Annotated in this window: 22 protein-coding genes; 17 read left to right on the top strand and 5 right to left on the bottom strand. The window is 63.9% G+C overall.

The annotated features are described in order from the left end of the window. Nucleotides 1-31: 31 nt before the first annotated feature. Nucleotides 32-994, bottom strand: a complete 963-nt coding sequence (locus tag ACS3WB_RS07005; RefSeq protein WP_438274843.1) for a DUF2336 domain-containing protein — start codon at nt 992-994, stop codon at nt 32-34. 137 nt (nt 995-1,131) lie between these two features. Here ACS3WB_RS07005 and ACS3WB_RS07000 point away from each other — a divergent pair, with 137 nt between their 5' ends. Continuing rightward, nucleotides 1,132-1,335, top strand: a complete 204-nt coding sequence (locus ACS3WB_RS07000; RefSeq protein ID WP_438274893.1) for a hypothetical protein — start codon at nt 1,132-1,134, stop codon at nt 1,333-1,335. An 18-nt stretch (nt 1,336-1,353) separates the two neighbouring features. After that, on the top strand, nt 1,354-2,226 hold the full coding sequence (locus ACS3WB_RS06995; RefSeq protein ID WP_438274842.1) for a hypothetical protein: 873 nt from the start codon (nt 1,354-1,356) through the stop codon (nt 2,224-2,226). Nucleotides 2,227-2,393: 167 nt separating this feature from the next. Here the strand turns inward: ACS3WB_RS06995 and ACS3WB_RS06990 are convergent, their stop codons facing one another. From ACS3WB_RS06990 to ACS3WB_RS06980, 3 genes are all read right to left on the bottom strand, one after another. Beyond that, nucleotides 2,394-2,972, bottom strand: coding sequence for a DUF1254 domain-containing protein (locus ACS3WB_RS06990; RefSeq protein ID WP_438274841.1), 579 nt, complete (start codon nt 2,970-2,972; stop codon nt 2,394-2,396). After that, nucleotides 2,969-3,547 (bottom strand): DUF1214 domain-containing protein, encoded by a 579-nt coding sequence (locus ACS3WB_RS06985; RefSeq protein WP_438274840.1) that lies wholly within the window; start codon nt 3,545-3,547, stop codon nt 2,969-2,971. The genes ACS3WB_RS06990 and ACS3WB_RS06985 overlap by 4 nt, the downstream gene beginning before the upstream one ends. 267 nt (nt 3,548-3,814) lie before the next feature. Then, entirely contained in the window at nt 3,815-6,082 is a 2,268-nt protein-coding gene (locus tag ACS3WB_RS06980; protein WP_438274839.1) for a transglycosylase domain-containing protein, read from the bottom strand. 289 nt (nt 6,083-6,371) lie between these two features. Here ACS3WB_RS06980 and ACS3WB_RS06975 point away from each other — a divergent pair, with 289 nt between their 5' ends. The 14 genes from ACS3WB_RS06975 to ACS3WB_RS06910 all read left to right on the top strand — a co-directional run bounded on the left by ACS3WB_RS06975 (nt 6,372) and on the right by ACS3WB_RS06910 (nt 16,108). Beyond that, a complete protein-coding gene (locus tag ACS3WB_RS06975; RefSeq protein ID WP_438274838.1) occupies nt 6,372-6,887 on the top strand; it encodes a YcgN family cysteine cluster protein in 516 nt (171 codons plus the stop codon). A gap of 179 nt (nt 6,888-7,066) precedes the next feature. Beyond that, complete coding sequence (locus ACS3WB_RS06970; protein WP_438274837.1) at nt 7,067-8,620, top strand: MDR family MFS transporter; 1,554 nt, start codon at nt 7,067-7,069, stop codon at nt 8,618-8,620. Nucleotides 8,621-8,757: 137 nt separating this feature from the next. Continuing rightward, a complete protein-coding gene (locus ACS3WB_RS06965) occupies nt 8,758-8,931 on the top strand; it encodes a Flp family type IVb pilin (protein ID WP_438274836.1) in 174 nt (57 codons plus the stop codon). A 286-nt stretch (nt 8,932-9,217) separates the two neighbouring features. After that, complete coding sequence (locus ACS3WB_RS06960; protein ID WP_438274835.1) at nt 9,218-9,367, top strand: hypothetical protein; 150 nt, start codon at nt 9,218-9,220, stop codon at nt 9,365-9,367. 331 nt (nt 9,368-9,698) lie between these two features. Beyond that, on the top strand, nt 9,699-10,316 hold the full coding sequence (locus tag ACS3WB_RS06955) for a hypothetical protein (RefSeq protein ID WP_438274834.1): 618 nt from the start codon (nt 9,699-9,701) through the stop codon (nt 10,314-10,316). Then, nucleotides 10,309-11,577 (top strand): DNA-packaging protein, encoded by a 1,269-nt coding sequence (locus tag ACS3WB_RS06950; protein ID WP_438274892.1) that lies wholly within the window; start codon nt 10,309-10,311, stop codon nt 11,575-11,577. Before ACS3WB_RS06955 ends, ACS3WB_RS06950 begins: the two co-directional genes overlap by 8 nt. A gap of 51 nt (nt 11,578-11,628) precedes the next feature. Beyond that, the gene (locus ACS3WB_RS06945) at nt 11,629-12,804 is read left to right on the top strand and encodes a phage portal protein (protein ID WP_438274833.1); all 1,176 of its coding nucleotides are present in this window, start codon (nt 11,629-11,631) and stop codon (nt 12,802-12,804) included. Between the two features lie 152 nt (nt 12,805-12,956). Next, nucleotides 12,957-13,460 (top strand): hypothetical protein, encoded by a 504-nt coding sequence (locus ACS3WB_RS06940; protein WP_438274832.1) that lies wholly within the window; start codon nt 12,957-12,959, stop codon nt 13,458-13,460. Nucleotides 13,461-13,654: 194 nt separating this feature from the next. Next, complete coding sequence (locus ACS3WB_RS06935) at nt 13,655-13,933, top strand: Imm1 family immunity protein (RefSeq protein WP_438274831.1); 279 nt, start codon at nt 13,655-13,657, stop codon at nt 13,931-13,933. 116 nt (nt 13,934-14,049) lie between these two features. Further along, nucleotides 14,050-14,262 carry a hypothetical protein gene (locus ACS3WB_RS06930; protein ID WP_319796865.1) on the top strand — a complete coding sequence of 71 codons (213 nt, stop codon included), beginning with the start codon at nt 14,050-14,052 and terminating at the stop codon, nt 14,260-14,262. Then, nucleotides 14,262-14,450: a hypothetical protein gene (locus tag ACS3WB_RS06925; RefSeq protein WP_438274830.1), complete on the top strand. Its 189-nt coding sequence runs from the start codon at nt 14,262-14,264 to the stop codon at nt 14,448-14,450. Before ACS3WB_RS06930 ends, ACS3WB_RS06925 begins: the two co-directional genes overlap by 1 nt. A gap of 100 nt (nt 14,451-14,550) precedes the next feature. After that, on the top strand, nt 14,551-15,198 hold the full coding sequence (locus tag ACS3WB_RS06920) for an HK97 family phage prohead protease (protein ID WP_438274829.1): 648 nt from the start codon (nt 14,551-14,553) through the stop codon (nt 15,196-15,198). Then, nucleotides 15,198-15,869 carry an RNase A-like domain-containing protein gene (locus tag ACS3WB_RS06915; RefSeq protein ID WP_438274828.1) on the top strand — a complete coding sequence of 224 codons (672 nt, stop codon included), beginning with the start codon at nt 15,198-15,200 and terminating at the stop codon, nt 15,867-15,869. The genes ACS3WB_RS06920 and ACS3WB_RS06915 overlap by 1 nt, the downstream gene beginning before the upstream one ends. Nucleotides 15,870-15,877: 8 nt before the next feature. After that, nucleotides 15,878-16,108, top strand: coding sequence for a hypothetical protein (locus tag ACS3WB_RS06910; protein ID WP_438274827.1), 231 nt, complete (start codon nt 15,878-15,880; stop codon nt 16,106-16,108). Nucleotides 16,109-16,491: 383 nt separating this feature from the next. On the opposite strand, the gene ACS3WB_RS06905 is transcribed toward ACS3WB_RS06910, so the two are convergent. Beyond that, nucleotides 16,492-16,779, bottom strand: coding sequence for a hypothetical protein (locus ACS3WB_RS06905; RefSeq protein ID WP_438274826.1), 288 nt, complete (start codon nt 16,777-16,779; stop codon nt 16,492-16,494). A 233-nt stretch (nt 16,780-17,012) separates the two neighbouring features. Between ACS3WB_RS06905 and ACS3WB_RS06900 the strand changes: the two genes are divergently transcribed. Beyond that, the gene (locus ACS3WB_RS06900; RefSeq protein ID WP_438274825.1) at nt 17,013-18,266 is read left to right on the top strand and encodes a phage major capsid protein; all 1,254 of its coding nucleotides are present in this window, start codon (nt 17,013-17,015) and stop codon (nt 18,264-18,266) included. Nucleotides 18,267-18,408 lie beyond the last annotated feature (142 nt).

Here is an 18,408-nt window from a genome sequence, read left to right as displayed (position 1 = left end):
TCTCGCTTCTGATGGAATCAGAAGCGAGGCTCTAGCCGCCCGATCCGTCGCGGCCGTTCCAGCGAAGTGGAGTCGTTCCGGGCTGTGCGCCGTCAGGATGGGTCTGCGCTGGGACCGCGCGGGCGCGGTGGCGTTCTTCATGATAGAGCGCGGGGCGGTATTTGGCCCGCACTTCGGACATCGTCGCTCCGCGCCAGGCCGCCAGCAGGATCCGCGCGGAGCGTTCGTCGAGCAGGTCGTAGAGCCGCGACAGCCGATACACCGCGATGACGGACGTGCCGATGGCCGGATCGAGAAACAGTAGAATCTGCTGGTAGATTTTCGAGGACATGCCGATGACCTTGACGGCGCAGGCGAGCGGTTCGCCTCCCGGATCCTTCACCACTCGTTCGGCGGTCCGGGCGGGAAGGATAAGCGTCTCGCCGAGTTCGGTCACGAAGTTGTCGACGTCGGATGCAAATGCGGCCATGTGAAGGGTCTCGATCGCCCGCGCGGCCCGCGACGGATGGATGCGCGGCGACGGCCGCAGCGGCGCGGTCGCCAGATTCTGCAGGATCAGGGCGCGGTCCCTGGCGTTCGCGGCGAAGAACATCTGGCTGATTTCGGAGCCGTCGCGAGGCTCCATCGACAGTGTCGCGATAGCCTGGGGCTTTGTCTCCGCAGCCGGCGAAAAGGCCGGCGGCGAGGGCGGCGCAGTTTTGGTCGCTCGCGGCTGAGCGGCCGCATGAAGCCGGAGCTTGTTCATGATCGCCGCCGGTGTCTGAGGATAGATCGACAGGCGGGCGCGCACCGCGGCACGGGTGGCGTCGTCGACCTGATCGATCAGGCGCGAGGTGAGCTCGACGAAGTGTTGCTCCTCCTCGGCGGTGTGCGCGGCAGTCTGCACGTACAGGTCGGTCAGAACCCGCAGCAGAGTCGGACGGATGTCGACGCCTTCCCTGCGGGACAGCGTCAACAATCCGTCGAAGCCGGGAAACATCTGAAGTGAAGTCATGTCGGCGCAGGGCTTGCTGAGAACGATTGGTCTCAATCTAGCGAGCCGGCTTTAACAGGCCGTTAACCATGGCCGGTTCTAAATCCCGGCGCGGCGCTGCCGAAATCGGTCTGGCGCCGGACGAGGAGACACTGGGGATGGGCACCGTTATCGCGTTTCCGGCCGATGCGGCTTCGCGGCCGGGATCAACGATGGATCGCGCGGCGGACCGCGCGATGGGCGTCGTTGTGATTCTGCCGGTCATCCGCATCGACCGTGACAGTGAGGAAACCAGCGGGGGACACGGTCCCGAGGAGGGCACGGCGCCGGGGCGCCGTCGTCGCCGTCGCGCTCGATCCTGATCATTCGGATAGACGCCGATGCCGGGGAATCCGCTGGAGCGTTTTCGAGCGAAGCGGATCGCGGTTCGCTTTAAGAAAACGCGTCAAATAAAAGGACTGCAGCCCGGTTTTGATCGCGTCAATGCCGGAACGGCTCCCGCGACGCCAGCAGGTTCATTACTCCCGCGGCTCATTTCCCTGATAGTTCTCGGCACCACGCTGGCGGCATGCAGCGGCGGAGACTTCGGCCGCGTTCGCCAGGACGTCCGCAATGACGACATGCATCGCTGGATGGGCGCGGAAGCGACCGGCAGCATCGGCCGACCGCCGTCGCGATTCCAGTTGACCGATACCGAGCGGATGTTGCGCGATCTCGCCTATCCTCTGGTCGAGCCTCCGCATTCGCGGCCGGCCTGGAAGAGCGTGTTCGGTGACTATGACCCGTTCGCACCGCCGTGGCGGCAGAAACCCGCATTTGACCGCAGCGCCTACGGCCGGCAGTTGATTGATGAGCCGCACCGGTCCCACGCATCGCGCTACGCGCAACTGATCGATGACGTCCGCGACGATATCACGCGCTTCGATCCGTTCTTCAACACCGCGCGGCAAGTCTTTGATCTCGATAGCAAACGCAAGGCGAGTCTGAATCTCGTGGCTGACCTGTCGCGACGCGAGCGTTCGGACGCCGTCGCGCGGATGGAAGAGAACACCCTGATCGTGCAGTGGGTGCAGCAGTGCCTGGAGCAACGGATCGCGTCCTATAGATGGGCGCTCGAGCATCTGGTTATTCAAGCGCCGGATGGCGTGGCGGCCGATGCCGATCGTCTGATAGGACAGCTTGCGGCGCTGACGGCCAACCCTCCGGTCACCGCCGCGCCGGTGGTTGGCCGCGCCCTGCGCACGCGGGGATAGATCCGGCGTCATTCGCGGGCATAGCCGTTCGAACAACGGCGTCGCTTTCGCTCGCCTATGACCCGCGCATCCCTCTCTCTTCAAGGAGGATGGATTGCCGGCCAAGTCCGGCAATGACGATCGAGATGTTCACCTGGAGCATGCAACGATCCAGCGATCGCCGTCGCCTACCGCTTCGCTTCAGGCTTCACCATGGGCGGTTCGGTCTGCAGCCGACACGTCGCGGCGGCGAGAGAGGCCTTCACCTGCTCCATCATGCCGGGCTCCGGCGCCAGGGCCTTCAGCACGATCAACCCTGTCGTCGAGGGCGAATCGATGATGAGCCGATCCGCCGCCGTGACGTCCTCCTCCTCGGGCAATTCCGCGTGCTGGGCTTCGGTCATCAGGTTGAGTTCGATCACCTTGCGTCCGGCGGAACGGTCGTTGATGGCGTAATAGGCGACGTCGCTGCGGGTGTAGAACGACACCGAGGTGTAGGCCTGGCTTACCGGCACTGTCAGCTTGATCGATCCGCCGGACAGGTCGTAGCGGCAGACCGCGACGGCAAAGGCCGGATCCATGAACGGCATCGGCGAAACGCCGGGATCGGCCGGCGGCAGCGGGGTCACCGCGTTCACCTTGGTCATCGCCATCAGCCGCGAATAGGCGTCCTGCGAGGCGATCCGCGGCAGCGCCAGCACGCTGACGAGATGCACGACGCCGCCAAGCAGGATGCCACCGACCACAGCAAGCAGCACGCGGATCATGAACACCCTCCAGTCGTGACGGAGGGCATCGGCGCGTCGCGCTGGGTTCGCGTCGCGACCCCAACAGGCGTGTCGTAGAGACGAAGCATCAGCACGTAGCGCTCGATGCCGCCGGTCGGCAGCCAGTTGCCGGCACGCGCCCGCGCGGCCACGTTCACCGCAAACGAGCCGTCGGAATTCCGCACGATCTCCTCGCTGGTGAAGCCGTAGCGTTGCAGCGAGTTGGCCACCAGATGGCCCTTCCGGTCGTAGAGCGTCAGCGTCCAGAACCGTGCCGCCGGGGTCACGCCGCTGACAATGACGTCGCAGCGGCCATCGAGCGGTTGCTTGTCGTCGGAAGTGGCCGCGAGGAACGCAATGCCGTCGCCGGTTCCGATCGGCAATTCGCCGCTACGCGCAATCGCGGCGCGCGAATAGGGATCGATGTCGGCGGATCCGCTTCTTGGCCTTGCGGTCCACGCGCCGATGGTAAGCGTGCCCAGGTCCGTGCCGCGCGTTGCGGTGATCCAGGTGGCTCCGAGTCCGACCGCGGTGGCAAGCCCGAACGCCAGCAAGGTGATCAAAATCAGCCGCACGGGTCGGCGCTCCGGTTTCGACGTTCGCAAACGATCGCTCGGCTCCTTTGATGCGAACTGCAGAATCAAAGGTGCGTAATGATATTAGGCTTCCGGTCCGGTTTCGAGTTGAAGTTCCAAGTTGAAGGTCACGGAGCCTTTCCGCCTCATGAAGAGGCGGGGCTCCGTTTCAACAATGTGCTGTCCGCACGCGAACCGGTCTTCCGTCCCGGGTCAAGCCCGGAGATATGTGTTTCGCTCGAAAACGATTGGCCATGGGAGCATGCGTCAGTTCTTGCGTGGCGCGGGGGCCGTCCGACCGCCGGACGTCGCGGCTGCCAGGCTTTCGGAAAACGCCGCGGCGCCGGACGAATAGGCAGCAGGCGAGGCGGAGGGAGCCGCCGAGGTTTTTCCGATCGTCTTGGCCGTCTCATCCAGCATCTTTTCCACACGTACCAGAATCTCGGCCCCCCGCTTGGTCAGGATGGGCGGCGGCGCGGGACTTGCGTTGTCGTCGCCTGCGACTTTGGCGCTGTCGGCTGCGGTCGGCTTCGCCGGCGCAGCGACACCAGGGATGTCCTTGATTTCGACGCCGCGATGCGCGGCCGTCATGATGTCATGCCAGGTCTGGGCAGGCAGCGCGCCGCCGGTCAGGCGGTTGGTCGGCGAGTAGTCGTCGTTGCCGTACCAGACGCCGCACACGAAGTTGCCGGTGTAGCCGACGAACCAGGCGTCACGATAGGCGTTGGTGGTGCCGGTCTTGCCCGCCGCCGGAATGCCGTCGAGGATGGCACGGCGTGCGGTGCCTTCGCTGACGACGTGGCTCATCATGCCGGCCATGTCGGAGGCGACCGACGCTGGAATGATCTGGCGCGGCTTGGGGCCGTCACGGTCGTAGCGCCAGACCAGATCGCCTGCGCCGGTGCGGACTTCCAGAACCGCATGCGGCGTAACCGCCCTGCCTTTGTTCGGAAACGCCACATAGGCGACGGCGTGCTCGAGCACGTTGACCTCGTCGGCGCCGATCGGCAGCGAGGGCGTGTCCGGCAGCGGCGTGACGATGCCGAACTTGCGGGCGACCGCGACAATCTTGGCGCGTCCGGCCTTGGCCGGGTTCTTCTCGCCCTTGCCGAGCGCGATGGAAAGCTTCACCGGCACCACATTGATCGAGCGCGTCAGCGCCTGGGTCAACGTCACCGTGCCGGAATAGGAATGTCCGTAGTTCTGCGGACACCAGTTGCCGATGCAGACGGGGCCGTCGACGATCGTGGATGTCGGCTTGAAGCCGTTGAGCAGCGCGGTGGTGTAGACATAAGGCTTGAACGACGATCCGGGCTGGCGCATGGCGTCGGTCGCGCGATTGAACTGACTGGCGCCGTAATCGCGGCCGCCGACCATCGCGCGCACGCCGCCGTCGAGATCGGCGACCACGGTTGCGGCCTGGGTCGCGTGATAGTCGCGGCCGAACTGCCGCAACTGGTTCTCGATCGCTTCCTCCGCCGCGTGCTGCACGTTCATGTCGATGGCGGTGCGCACCACGAACACGCGCTCTGTATAGGAGCGCGGAAACGTATCGACCAGCTTGCGCATCTCGTCGAACGCCCAGTCGAGATAATAGTTCGGCGAGTTCTCGTCGCGGCGGTCGACCGCGGTGGCGGGATTGCGCCGCGCGCCAAACACCTGGCCCTCGGTCATGAAGCCGGCGTCGACGAGATTGTCGAGCACCTGGTTGGCGCGGGCGCGGGCGGCGGGCAGGTTAATGTGCGGCGCGTATTTGGTCGGCGCCTTGAACAGGCCGGCGAGCATCGCGGCTTCGGCGAGATTGACGTCACGCACCGACTTGTTGAAGTAGAAATGCGCCGCACCGTCGACGCCGAAAGTGCCGCCGCCCATATAGGCGCGGTCGAGATACAGCTTCAGGATCTCGTTCTTGGTCAGGCGGGTTTCCAGCCAGATCGCGAGGAAGGCTTCGTTGACCTTGCGCTCGATGGTGCGCTCGTTGGAGAGGAACAGGTTCTTCGCAAGCTGCTGGGTGATCGAGGAACCGCCCTGCCGCACGCCTCCGGCCTGCGCGTTGGTGACCAGCGCGCGGAAGGTGCCGCCGACGTCGATGCCGAAGTGATCGTAGAAGCGGCGGTCCTCGGTCGCGAGCGTCGCCTTGATCAGGTTGTCAGGAAATTCCTCGAGCGGAATCGAATCGTTGTGCTTGATGCCGCGGCTGCCGATCGGATTGCCATAGCGGTCGAGGAACGTCACCGCGAGATCGGATTTCTTCAGCCAGTCCTCATCGGCGGTCTCGCGGAACGCCGGCTGCGCCAGCGCCAGCAGGACGATGAGCCCGCCGAGGCCGAGCGTCGCAGCTTCCGATAAAGGCTCGATGAACACCCAGCGTTTCCAGCGGCCGACATAGAAGCGGTCCATGTAGGTGGAGAAGCGTTCATACAGTTCGCGCGCGCCGACCGCCGACGAGAACAGCGTTGAATCGACACGTGCGTCGAAATCCAGCAGGAAATGCCGGATTCGTTTTTTCCAATCGGAGGGCAGGATATTTCGCACTAAGGGCCTGTGACCGATCTGCGGCGCGGCGGCGACCCGTCCGGCGCCGTCGGCACGTCATGCAAGAGTGTTGCGGCAAACCCAAGGCACATCAAACCCAACGGATGGAACATCATCCGCGTGCTCGGGAAAGCGTTTCTTTCTATCCGAGCAGAGGTGATAAACCAATGGCCGGCTGCGCGTTCGGACACACGGCCCAGCGCAGGTGAAGCCGCTTGCGCTGGACACAGCCACGCCCCATAGACATTGCGATTTCTGAAATTACGATTTTCACTAGAAGAAGCGAAGCATGACGCAACGATCCTCGCGCTCGTCGGAACAGGCCGGATTCTTCTGGAAGACCAAGACCTTGGAAGAGATGTCCGACGCCGAATGGGAAAGCCTGTGCGATGGTTGCGCGCGCTGCTGCCTGGAAAAGCTCGAGGACGAAGACACCGGCGACATTTATTTCACCCATGTCTCCTGCCGGCTGCTGGATGCCGGGCTCTGCGCCTGCAAGGATTATGCGAACCGCTCCGAGCAGGTTCCGGACTGCGTCCGCCTGACGCCGGAAAACGTTCGCAGCCTGAACTGGTTGCCGCCGAGCTGCGGTTACCGGCTGGTCGCGGAGGGACGCGATCTCTATTGGTGGCATCCGCTGATTTCCGGTGACCGTAACACGGTGCACGAGGCGGGGGTCTCGGTGCGGGGCCGGGTGCGCGGGACCGAGAACGAGATTCCCGATTCCGAGCTCGAGAATCATATCGTTCAGTGGCCGATCCGGTTGTCCAAACTGGCCCGGCTGAAGAATCGGCCGCGAAGCTGATGACTTATCCATCACATGTTTGCGATTGAGCATCTGCAAATGCTATTCGGCCGCCGACCACGCTGTCCGAACCCGACAGCGCGCGTTATAATGTCGTTATAGACAATATAAGATGACGCAGCCTTTCGCCCTCCGTCCGTCTCTCTCGCCATTTCAGCTGAAAATTTTGTTTCCCGCACATGAACAAGCTCGATCCGTCCGGTCGGGATCCGTCCTTTCCGCAGAATTCAGCCGGTGACAACCCCCGCGAAGTCGCGGCGGGTCCGGCTGCCGGCGATTCCGATGCGCCGCCGATCTCGCCTTCCGTTCCACTGAGCCGGAGCGAAGTCCGCACCATTCTGGTCAGCCTGATGCTGACCATGTTCCTGGCGGCGCTCGACCAGACCATCGTCGCGACCGCGCTGCCCACCATCGGCCGCCAGTTCCACGACGTCACGACGCTGTCGTGGATCATCACGGCATATCTGCTGGCCTCGACCGCGGTCGCGCCGGTGTTCGGCACGCTGAGCGACATCTATGGCCGTCGCGCCATGATCATCACCGCGCTCAGTCTCTTCATTGCGGGATCGGTGCTTTGCGCGCTGGCGCCCAATATCGCGACGCTGGTCATCGCGCGCGGTGTGCAGGGTCTCGGCGGCGGCGGCATCCTGCCGGTGGTGCAGACCGTAATCTCCGATGTGGTGACGCCGCGCGAGCGCGGCCAGTATCAGGCCTATTTCAGCGGCGTGTGGACCGCGGCGGGCATCGCCGGCCCGGTCCTGGGAGGGGTGTTCGCCGAGCACCTGCATTGGTCGATGATCTTCTGGATCAACCTGCCTCTGGGCATCGTCTCGCTGGCGATGCTGCTGCCGAAGATGGAAAAAATCCCGGTGTTCCATCGCCGCCGCAAGGTGGATTGGACAGGCGGAGCGCTGCTGATGGCCTCCGCCGTGGTGTTCATGCTGGTGCTGACCTGGGGCGGCAACCGCTTCGCCTGGCTGTCGCCGGCGATCGCCGCCATGCTTTGCGCCTCGCTCGTGCTTGCCGCCGGTTTCGTCTGGCACGCGCGCACGACGCCGGAACCGTTCCTGCCGCTGTCGCTGATCGGCGGCCCGGTGGTCCCTTACGCCATTGCCGCCGGTGCCTTCGCGCTCGGCGCCATCATCGGGATCACCGTGCATCTGCCGCTGTACTATCAGGTGGTCCATCACCTCAGCGCCAGCGAATCGGGACTGGCGCTGATTCCGATAGCAGCGATTTCGACCGGCGGCGCCGCGCTTGCCGGCCGCACCATGACGCACGCGGTCCACTACAAGCGGGTCGCGATTATCGGGACCGGGTTCGCCGCGGTCATCGCCGCGATCCTGGCGGTGGTCGCGATGCCGCTATGGCCGCTGCTGACGCTGCTCTCGCTGTTCGCTTTCGGGCTTGGAACCACGTTTCCCGTCAGCGTGGTGGCGCTGCAGAACGCGGTGGCGCGGCCGCAGATCGGCACCGTCACCGGCGCGATGAATTTCTTTCGGGCGCTGGCCTCGTCATTCACCGTCGCCGCCTTCGCCGCCATCCTGCTGATGATGCTGGGTTCGGATATCTCGATCAGCCAGGAGGGCGGTCATCCGTTCCACGCGATCTCCGCATCCGATCTCACCACGGCGTTCCACTATGTGTTTGCCGCCGCCGCAGCGATGCTGGCGGGTACGGCACTGCTGCTGATGCGAATGGAGGAGCGGCCGCTTGCAGGACCGGCGGCATGATCGGTGCCGGTGGAATTCGTCAACGGATTTAAGCATTCGTTGAGGGTATCGCTTAAGGGTCTGTGCAATCATTCGCCTATAGGTTGCCGTTTCCTGGCCCGCGCGGAAATCCGCGCATCCATCGATCGGAGTTGGCAATGCGTTTCATTGCAAAGCTTGCGTCGGCCTTTTTGCGCGACGAGTCCGGTGCAACTTCGATTGAGTATGCGATAATCGCCGGCAGCCTCAGCATCGTCATCCTGATGGCGGTCACCGGCATCGGCCGGACTCTCAACGAGTGGTTTGTCGGGGTGAACGACGCGTTGAAGTAAGGCGGCACAGGAGCGGTAAATATTCCTAGGAAAATATACCTTGACAGCGTGACGCTGCCGAAGTATGTTTTCGGCATGCTCCAGAGTTGCGCCAAGAGATAACGGCGTCGTTCACACTCTCCGTTCGAGCCCCACACCACCGCCGCCGGGCAGGATCCGTCTGAGGATCACGTATCGCACTGACCCCGCATGCATTTGCAGGAACATCGCTAGCGATCTGGCGTTGCTTCAACCCATGCAAGAGCACGCGATCCGCGTGGATCGCTGGGGAAGCAGAGAGATGTGGATGGCAACCAACGAGGATGATCGGATCGTGGAAACTCCGACCGAGGCGCGACAGGGCGAGCCTGGCCCCTCCGTCTTTATGCTTCTCGCCATCAGTACTGGCCTTGCCGTGCTGATCCTGGGCGGAACCTGGTTGGTATTTTTCCGCTAGAGCTTTTTCGCTTCTGGACGACGAAGTGTGATGCGGTTTTCCACCCGCATCCATTTCGAATATTGGAATGGCACGTTCATGATTTTGGATCGATCGATCCAAAATCATCCTGCAGTGTATTCGGCTTCCGGCGATTGTCGGGAGGGCCGGGTTCGGCAGTGACGATTTCGCGACGAGGGGCTTTTCGACATCCATGGCTGTGAGGCGAATTGCCAGACCGGGACGAAAACCGGCGGCGACTCGCGTTGCGTCGCGAACGAAGACATCTCCGGCCGGAACCGTAAAGCGAATCGCCTCGAAAAAAACGTCATCCCCTGCGGCGAAAAAAGCGATGCGGCCGGCGGCTCGCAAGACGTCGCTGGCGCAAGCAGACGGGGCCGCGAAAACCGTCAAACAAGGTCACGCCGCCGCGAAGCCCGGCAAAATCGCAGCCGCGGCCGCGCGCAAGGCGACGATGGCCGCCACCACGCGCTTCATCGATGACAAGACGCCGATTGCTGTCGATGAGCGCGACGAAGCGGCAAAAGCCGGAGTGAGCAGGCAACGCGCGCGGCGCGCGGCCGCCCGGCGCAAGGATGAGCCCAGTCCGCGCGTCAAGCGCACGGCGGTCGAGCGGATCGATGATCCACCGCCCGCGAGCGGCGCGATGCTGATCGAACGGGTGACGCGCGCGATCGAGCGCGAACTGTCGCTGATCGAGGTCATTGTCGGCGGCAGTCATCTGAAGCCGCAGCAGCGCACCGAAGCGGAACGTCGCGCGCGCACGCTTGCGAGTCTCGCGCGCACGCTCGGCGAAGTGACGCGGCTGCGCGCCAGTGAGGAGAAGGTGAAGCCCGCCGATGACGACGCCGTGCCCCGCGATCTCGACGAGTTCCGGCGCGCGCTTTCGCGCCGACTGGAGCAAGTGGTCGCTGCGCCAGCGGCAACTCCTGCTCCAGAGCATGAGTGAGGCGGAACTCGGATTTCTCGCCCGGCAGTGGGATATTTTCGCGCACGACCATCAGCGTCCGCCGCAACTTGCGCCCAACGGAGCGCCATGGCTGATCTGGCTGATGATCGGCGGGCGCGGCGCTGGCAAGACTCGCGCCGGGGCCGAATGGATTCGCGCGCAGGCGCTCGGGCTGCCGCCGTTCGCGAATGAAGCGGTGTCGCGCATCGCGCTGGTCGGGGAAACCGAACATGACGCGCGCGAGGTGATGATCGAAGGCGTTTCCGGCTTGCTCGCTGTGCATGCCGCCCACGAGCGGCCGTCATGGTCGCCGTCGCGCAAGCGGCTGGAATGGAATAACGGCGCGGTGGCGCAGGTTTTTTCCGCCGACGATCCCGAAAGCCTGCGCGGACCGCAATTCGGCTGCGCCTGGTCCGACGAAATGGCGAAGTGGCGTTACGCGGAGGCGGCGTTCGACATGCTGCAGTTCGGTTTGCGGTTGGGATCGCAGCCGCGCCAGCTGATCACCACGACGCCGCGGTCGACCGCGCTTCTGAAACGCCTGATGGCGGATGCGGCGAGCGTGGTCACGCGCGCGCCGACGCAGGCCAACGCCTTCAACTTGGCGCCGACCTTTCTGCAAGGCGTGATGGCGCGCTACGCCGGAACGCGGCTCGGGCGTCAGGAGCTTGACGGCGAGATCATCGAGGATCGTCCCGATGCGCTGTGGTCGCGCGCGCTGCTTGAGAAATGTCGCGTGCGCGAAGCGCCGCCGATGCAGCGTATCGTGGTCGCAGTCGATCCGCCCGCGACCTCCGGCAAGCGCGCCGACGCCTGCGGCATCGTCGCGGTGGGGTTGGCGGAAGGCGGCATCGTTTATGTGATCGCCGACGAAACGGTAGCGGGCGCGACGCCGGCACTGTGGGCGGCGAAGGCGATCGCGCTGTGGCGGCGGTGCGAGGCTGATGCGCTGGTGGCGGAAGTCAACCAGGGCGGCGACATGGTGAAGGCCGTGATCGCGGAGGTGGATGCCGCGGTGCCCGTTATTCCGGTGCGCGCGACGCGCGGCAAGTGGCTGCGCGCCGAACCGGTGGCGACGCTCTACGAACAAGGCCGCGTCCGGCACGCCGGCAGCTTCGCCGCGCTGGAAGATGAAATGTGCGACTTTGCCTTGTCGGGCTTGTCGTCCGGGCGCTCGCCGGACCGGCTCGATGCGCTGGTGTGGGCGGTGACGTCGCTGGCGCTCGCGCCGCGCGCGCAGCCGCGGGTGAGGGGATTGTGAGAGAGAGCTTCCGCTTCCCACTGTCGGGAAGAGGTGAAGAAAGGGTCGTTGATGTTCGATCGTTTTAAAGCCTTTTTGATTCCGCCCGAGACGAAAGCCAGCCGCACGGCGAAACTGCTTGCCTTCGAGAGCGGCGGCCGCGCGCGGTGGACGCCGCGCGACTATGCGGCGCTGGCGCGCGAGGGTTATCTCAACAACGCCATCGTGCATCGCGCCGTGCGGCTGATCGCGGAGAACGTGGCCTCGTGCAGCTACCTCGTATTCGAAGGCGCGCAGGAGCGTGAAGCGCATCCGCTGTCGCTGCTGTTGTCGCGGCCGAACCCGCGGCAGGACGGCGGCGCGTTTCTCGAGATGCTGGTGTCGCATCTTCTGCTGTCCGGCAATGCTTATATCGAGGCGGTCGCGCTCGACGGCGCGGTGCGCGAACTGTTTGCGCTGCGGCCCGATCGCATGAAGGTGGTGCCCGGCGTCGATGGCTGGGCGGAGGCGTATGAATATGCAGTCGGCGGTCGCAGCATCCGCTTCGATCAGGCATCGTCAGCCGTGCCGCCGATCCTGCACCTGACGTTCTTCCATCCACTCGACGATCATTACGGCCTCGCGCCGATCGAACCGGCGGCGGTGGCGATCGATACTCACAACGCCGGATCGGCCTGGAACAAGGCGCTGCTCGACAACGCCGCGCGGCCCTCCGGCGCGCTGGTCTATTCCGGCCCCGAAGGCGCGGTGCTCTCGGATTCGCAGTTCGACCGGCTGAAGAGAGAACTCACTGACACTTATCAGGGTGCGGTGAACGCGGGACGGCCGCTGCTGCTCGAAGGCGGGCTCGACTGGAAGGCGATGTCGCTGACGCCGAAGGACATGGATTTCCTGGAAGCGAAGCATACCGCCGCGCGCGAGATCGCGCTCGCCTTCGGCGTGCCGCCGATGGTGCTCGGCATTCCCGGCGACAACACCTACGCGAATTTCCAGGAAGCCAACCGCTGCTTCTTCCGCCAGACCGTGCTGCCGCTGGCGTCGCGCATCGGTAACGCGTTCGCGCAGTGGCTGTCGCCGCAGTTCGGTGAAACCATCCGCATCGTGGTGGACGCCGACAGGATCGACGCGCTCGCCGCCGATCGGGCAGCATTGTGGGAGCGCGTCAGCAACGCGGCGTTTCTCACGCTTAACGAAAAGCGCGAGGCGGTCGGCTATGCGCCGATCGAGGGTGGTGATCGGCTGGAGTAGGGGCGCGCTCAACTCGTCTGGCGCTCGCGTATCAATTCAATTTCTCCGGACGATTTTCATGACCGAGCACGAATCTGCGTGGCTCGCGCATCAGCGCGCGCGGCGGCAATCTGGGCCCGCCGCTTGATCCGCCGCGGGAAAGTCTGCCGTCGATGCGCCCGTTCGACGGGCAGGGTTGGATCAATGCCTATCGCACCATCTATAATGAGCCCAATCTTTTCGGCGAGCCGATGTGGCGGCCGGATAACGGCACGGTTGCGGCTGCCGAGATCGATGGAAAGCTATATTTCGGGGTGAACTCCGGGACGCCGGGATATGGTGCGGCCGATCGTTTTGAGGCTGATGGGTGGAGGTGGAGCCTCGTCAACAAATATCCGGGGACTGTGGAAACTGGTAACATTGGAAAAGCGCCGAACAACTCACTCTACCATGCTGAGGCGACAATTTTGATGAGAGCGGCTAGAGACAATGGTGGGTCGCTCGCCGGCAGGACAATTACGGTCGAGGTCGATAGGGAAGTCTGTTGGAACTGCGGTGAGGTTCTTCCGCTGCTCGGAATGGAGTTGGGAAATCCTGCCGTGACTTATGTGGAGCGGCCAACGGGAATAACGAGTGTCATGACAAACGGCAGATGGCTCGTTTGGAGACGTAGATGAAGAAAACCACGAATTTTCCTGGCTGTGACTGGCATAGCTGGCCTTCCCCGGACGACCTTGAGCGGTTTGCTCGGGCGCCCAAAGGGCAGGAATGGCCGTATCGCGGAGGCAACGATAACTGGGGTTTGGCGGCCGCCGGTCTCTGTAGCACAGATCATCTGCCTGCGTCGGAGCAAGTTACTGTAAATCTGTCAATGACTGGCAATCCCGATCTCGGTGTCACACTTCTTTATCGAAAATGGGACGGGCGTATCCGGCGCAAACAGACATATAATTCCAAAGGCGACCTCCGTCGTCTCGGCGAGTTCGTGCGGTCGCTGCATGGCGATCCGTTGTCGGTCGGACTGTTCGTGCCGTTCCCTGTCGCCTGGAAAGCGGTGAAGGAATTCATCGAGACCGACGGCGAGTTGCCGACCAGCATCGAATGGATCGCAGATAGCGATCTGCCGCCGGAGACGTTCCCCGATCCGTAGCTTAGGTCTTGACCCGGTCGGACCTGACTCGCGTTTCACCCCTGCGAACTCTTTTGATGAAGACGATGGATTGGCTGGATCAAGTCCGGTCATGACGTCCGCCATGGGTTCATGCGATGTCCGACCTGATCCGCATCTTCGCAGAGCGCGGCGACCTCGCGCATCTCGCGCTGTTTCTGTGGGCGAGCGCGGCCAGCGCGGGTCTTTTGTTCGCGCTGCGTGAACTGTCGGCCGCCTCGCGCCGCTTCGACGATTTCGTCCGTGAACTGCAGCGGTTCAATCGCAAGGCGCAACGCCGCGCCTTAACCTTCGACAAGGATCAGGATTGATGGACAACCTTCACAGCATGCTGCGCTCGTTCAGCACCGAGACCAAATCCTCGCGGGATCATCTCACCGTGTTCCGTGAATTCCTCGCCCATCTCGATCGCGCGCAGCGCAAGGCGCCGGCTGGGAAATCGTCGCGTCCGAGGCCGGCGGCGCGGCGCAAGCCGGCGAAACGCAGCCGCAAGAGCTGAGCATCGCCAAGTAGCGTCCGCCACAAGCGCGCGCGGCGGGTACCACACGTCGTTTCGAATTTCATCAATCCGTTCCTCCGCTCATTCCGCGAGGTCGATCATGCACGCCCCGTTGTCATCCGTGTCGCGTCTGTCGTTTTCCGGCGACGGCGCGGTGGAAGGCTATGCCAGTCTGTTCGGCGAGATCGACCAGGCGCGCGACATGATGATGCCCGGCGCGTTCGCGCAGACCTTGAAGGCGAAAGGCTTGCGCAGGATCCCGATGCTGTTCCAGCACGATCCGAGTGAGCCGGTCGGCATCTGGCTCGAACTGCGCGAGGATTTTCGCGGGCTGTGGGCGCGGGGAAAGTTGATCCCCGACGTGGCGCGGGCGCGCGAACTGCTGGCGCTGGTCGAGGCCGGCGCGGTGGACGGCCTGTCGATCGGCTACCGCACCGTGCGCGGCCGGATCGAGCCGCGCACGCGCGTGCGCAAACTCTATCAGGTCGACCTGTGGGAGATTTCCATCGTCACCTTCCCGCTGCTGGCGGGAGCGCGTGTCCGCGCCGTGAAGCAGGCGACGCCCCCGTCGCCGCGCTCGCGCGAGCGGACACAGGCCGAGCGCGGCTGGCGGAGCATGACGGAGGCCGCGGATGAACCGGCGCCGCGGCTCCGCCCGCGCCCGGCGGTGGCGTCGCTGCGCGGCAGGGAATCGCGGCGCGCGGCGCTGCACGGCGCGCTGCGCGCGCAGATCGCGGGAGCACGCTGATGTCAAATCATGAAAGCCTATTCGAAGCCACCCAGCGCGCGCGCTGGATGCGGCCCGATGCCTACCGATGGATCCGGCCGGACGCGGCGCGCTTTCTCGTTCCCGGCAACGATCCTCGTGAGGTCTATCCGGCGCTCGCGCGAAAATACAGTCCGAGCCAGCCGCGCGTCCCCGCCGGCAATCCGGACGGCGGGCAGTGGGCGGACGGCGGCGGCGGTCTCGAACGGATTCAATACCGCCCGAACAAGCGACCGATCGACCTGCTGGAAGAGCGCGATCTTGGCGGCCACGCCATCGAAAGACATGTTGGACGGAGCGACGCGTCTCTTTTGAACGCCGTTAACGGCGCGACCGGCTACTATCGCCGGGTTGGCGCCTTGGCGGACGGTTTGAGAGAAGGTTCCTTTCCCTCGCTGGAAGCGGCAAACAAGCTGGTCAATTCGACGATTGCGCGAAATCCGGACAAGGTCGATAAAGTCGTCAACGGGCTTTCAGGGAAGGAGGACCTTGACGCTGTATTCGGCTCGCCGACCGGGAGCGAGGCCTATGCGGCGACCGAGCGCTCGCAGCCTTATATCAGGGAGACCTACGGTGTACGGGTGGTGATCGTGCGTGACCGGAGGAGTGAGAAGGGCTACAGGGTTGAGACCGCATTTCCCCGGAATGAATAGAGCAGACCATGGCAAAGTATAAAATCCAAGTCTACGTTGAGGGCGTTGAGGCATATCTGTCGTGGCCTGACGAGCACGAATACTGGCTGGTACGGAAGTTTCTTGGAGAGCTCGACGGTCTGGAATCGCAGCGCCGGCAGGATCCCAGCCATATCGAATGGTATGATCTGACCCAGGAGCAGCTCGACAAGCTGATGGAATTCAGCAAGGAGCTGCGCGCGAAACGCGGGGGCCGGTAGATGCGGCGCTCGCACGGCTGGTTTCGATAGAGTATTCCCGACCAACCCTGATCGCAGGCGATAAAAGCCATGACATCCCGATATAGTGTCGAAGTTTATTTGCTCACGATGGTGTCTGTACGGTGTTGCAGTAGCGGCGCGAGGCCGAGTTCAAGGATGGCGTCGCCTTCCTGCGCCGCCTGGTCGGTAAGCCCGTGGTCCCGACGAAGCGCTATCCCGATCAAGACTTTTACTACCTCGAGACCGAGGATCAGTTCGTGGCCCTGATGAAGTTCATGCGCGCGCAGGAAGTGAAGCGACCTGACTGACGCTGGAGCATGATCCCGGCCATATCGAGAGAGCGCCGCTGGACGCGGCGTTCACCCGGCTGATGCCGATATCTCTCACCGCTTGTACGCCAGCGCCAGCGACAGGCCAGCGATGACGCCGACGCAGATCGCCGCGCCGCCGGCCGCCATGCCCCAGTTCAGGAAATAAAGCGCGATCGACAGCAGCGATTTTTCGGTGCTGCCGCCCAGCATCATGAAGGATATCGCGAACGCCGCCAGCAGCACTGCGCAGGCGCCGATCCAGAATTGTGCCGGGCCGCGTCGCGACGGCTCCATCGCATACCACGCGCTGGCTGCGGCGGCGACGGCGAGAGTTATCCAGACAAAGATCAGAAAGCGCATGGTTTCGCCTCGACGGTGCTCTCGTTGCGGGAAGCCATTCTAGAGCCATTTCCGTCCCGATGAAATCGGAACGGGACTCCAGATTCTTGTTGTGACGCGGTTTCTTCACGCGAACCAGTATCCATCCTCGGGTCAAGCCCGAGGACATGCTTCGCTCCAAAACGCTCTGGCGCAGTGTCACGCAAGTCTTGGGCGACAAAGCCATGAAACCACGACCACCGAGGAGAATGTGAATGGACTTCGATATCACCGACACCGCACTGGAACACAAATCCGGCGTCGCCGTCCGCGGCGACTATGACGACTTCCGCATCACCTTCGAGGAATTCAAGGCGGCCAATGACGAGCGCCTGGCGCGGCTGGAGAAGAAGCGCGGCGACGTGCTGCTGGAAGATAAGGTCGACCGCATCAATGCCGCGCTCGACGCGCAGCACAAGCGCATGGACGAACTGGCGCTGAAGCACGCCCGTCCGGCGCTCGAAGGCCGCGGCCGCATCGCTGGCGATGCGGCGTCGCGCGAGCACAAAAGCGCATTCGAGGCCTATGTGCGCGGCGGTGAGGTGGGCGCCCTGCGTGGCCTGGAGACCAAGGCGATGTCGGGCGGATCCAACCCCGACGGCGGCTATCTGGTGCCGGTCGAACTGGAGCAGGCCATCGGCGAGCGGCTGGCGGCGATCTCGCCGATCCGCGCGCTCGCATCGGTGCGCACCATCTCGGGCAACGTCTACAAAAAGCCGTTCATGACGGCGGGACCCGCCACCGGCTGGGTCGGGGAGACGGATTCGCGAACGCAAACCACGTCGCCGACGCTGGATGCCTTGAGCTTCCCGGCGATGGAGCTTTACGCCATGCCCGCGGCGACCGCGACGCTGCTCGATGACAGCGCCGTCAACATCGACGAGTGGATCGCGCAGGAGGTCGAACTGACCTTCGCGGTGCAGGAAGGCGCGGCCTTCGTCAACGGCGACGGCACCAACAAGCCGAAGGGCTTCCTGCAATCCGACACCGTGGCCAACGGTTCATGGGTGTGGGGCAAGCTCGGCTATGTCCCCAGCGGTCTCGCCGGCGGGTTCGCGACGTCGAACCCCTCCGATGCGCTGGTCGATCTGGTGTATGCGTTGAAGGCCGGCTATCGCCAGAACGCCGCCTTCGTAATGAACCGCAAGACGCAGGCCGCGATCCGCAAGTTCAAGGATACCGGTGGCTCGTATCTGTGGCAGCCGCCGTCGCTGGCGGGCGGGCGCGCGTCGCTGATGACGTTCCCGCTGGTCGAGGCCGAGGACATGCCGGATGTCGCGACGAATTCGCTGTCGATCGCGTTCGGCGACTTCCGTCGCGGCTACCTTGTGGTGGACCGCGCCGGTGTGCGCGTGCTGCGCGACCCTTACTCCGCGAAACCCTACGTGCTGTTCTACACCACCAAGCGCGTCGGCGGCGGCGTGCAGGACTTCGACGCCATCAAGCTGATGAAGTTCGCGGCGAGCTGAGCTGGCCGATAGTAAGCCGAATAAAAGGTGGTCATGGCCGGACAGAAGCGTGAAGCGGGTTTTCGCGCCAGATGATCCGGCCATCCTTCTTTCAAAGAAGAATGGATGCGCGGGGTCCCAAGAGTGGGAGACGGCGCTTCGC

It is taken from the genome of Nitrobacter sp. (genome assembly GCF_051535215.1).
GTDB lineage: Bacteria > Pseudomonadota > Alphaproteobacteria > Rhizobiales > Xanthobacteraceae > Nitrobacter.
Note: the sequence above shows the minus strand (reverse complement) of the source record. Positions and strands in the feature narration are given on the sequence as shown.

Coding starts and splice junctions, on each gene's coding strand:
- ACS3WB_RS07005 (WP_438274843.1), bottom strand. CDS start 994: ATGACTTCACTTCAGATGTTTCCCGGCTTCGACGGATTGTTGACGCTG.
- ACS3WB_RS07000 (WP_438274893.1), top strand. CDS start 1,132: ATGGGCACCGTTATCGCGTTTCCGGCCGATGCGGCTTCGCGGCCGGGA.
- ACS3WB_RS06995 (WP_438274842.1), top strand. CDS start 1,354: ATGCCGGGGAATCCGCTGGAGCGTTTTCGAGCGAAGCGGATCGCGGTT.
- ACS3WB_RS06990 (WP_438274841.1), bottom strand. CDS start 2,972: ATGATCCGCGTGCTGCTTGCTGTGGTCGGTGGCATCCTGCTTGGCGGC.
- ACS3WB_RS06975 (WP_438274838.1), top strand. CDS start 6,372: ATGACGCAACGATCCTCGCGCTCGTCGGAACAGGCCGGATTCTTCTGG.
- ACS3WB_RS06970 (WP_438274837.1), top strand. CDS start 7,067: ATGAACAAGCTCGATCCGTCCGGTCGGGATCCGTCCTTTCCGCAGAAT.
- ACS3WB_RS06965 (WP_438274836.1), top strand. CDS start 8,758: ATGCGTTTCATTGCAAAGCTTGCGTCGGCCTTTTTGCGCGACGAGTCC.
- ACS3WB_RS06960 (WP_438274835.1), top strand. CDS start 9,218: ATGGCAACCAACGAGGATGATCGGATCGTGGAAACTCCGACCGAGGCG.
- ACS3WB_RS06955 (WP_438274834.1), top strand. CDS start 9,699: ATGCGGCCGGCGGCTCGCAAGACGTCGCTGGCGCAAGCAGACGGGGCC.
- ACS3WB_RS06950 (WP_438274892.1), top strand. CDS start 10,309: ATGAGTGAGGCGGAACTCGGATTTCTCGCCCGGCAGTGGGATATTTTC.
- ACS3WB_RS06945 (WP_438274833.1), top strand. CDS start 11,629: ATGTTCGATCGTTTTAAAGCCTTTTTGATTCCGCCCGAGACGAAAGCC.
- ACS3WB_RS06940 (WP_438274832.1), top strand. CDS start 12,957: ATGCGCCCGTTCGACGGGCAGGGTTGGATCAATGCCTATCGCACCATC.
- ACS3WB_RS06935 (WP_438274831.1), top strand. CDS start 13,655: ATGACTGGCAATCCCGATCTCGGTGTCACACTTCTTTATCGAAAATGG.
- ACS3WB_RS06930 (WP_319796865.1), top strand. CDS start 14,050: ATGTCCGACCTGATCCGCATCTTCGCAGAGCGCGGCGACCTCGCGCAT.
- ACS3WB_RS06925 (WP_438274830.1), top strand. CDS start 14,262: ATGGACAACCTTCACAGCATGCTGCGCTCGTTCAGCACCGAGACCAAA.
- ACS3WB_RS06920 (WP_438274829.1), top strand. CDS start 14,551: ATGCACGCCCCGTTGTCATCCGTGTCGCGTCTGTCGTTTTCCGGCGAC.
- ACS3WB_RS06915 (WP_438274828.1), top strand. CDS start 15,198: ATGTCAAATCATGAAAGCCTATTCGAAGCCACCCAGCGCGCGCGCTGG.
- ACS3WB_RS06910 (WP_438274827.1), top strand. CDS start 15,878: ATGGCAAAGTATAAAATCCAAGTCTACGTTGAGGGCGTTGAGGCATAT.
- ACS3WB_RS06905 (WP_438274826.1), bottom strand. CDS start 16,779: ATGCGCTTTCTGATCTTTGTCTGGATAACTCTCGCCGTCGCCGCCGCA.
- ACS3WB_RS06900 (WP_438274825.1), top strand. CDS start 17,013: ATGGACTTCGATATCACCGACACCGCACTGGAACACAAATCCGGCGTC.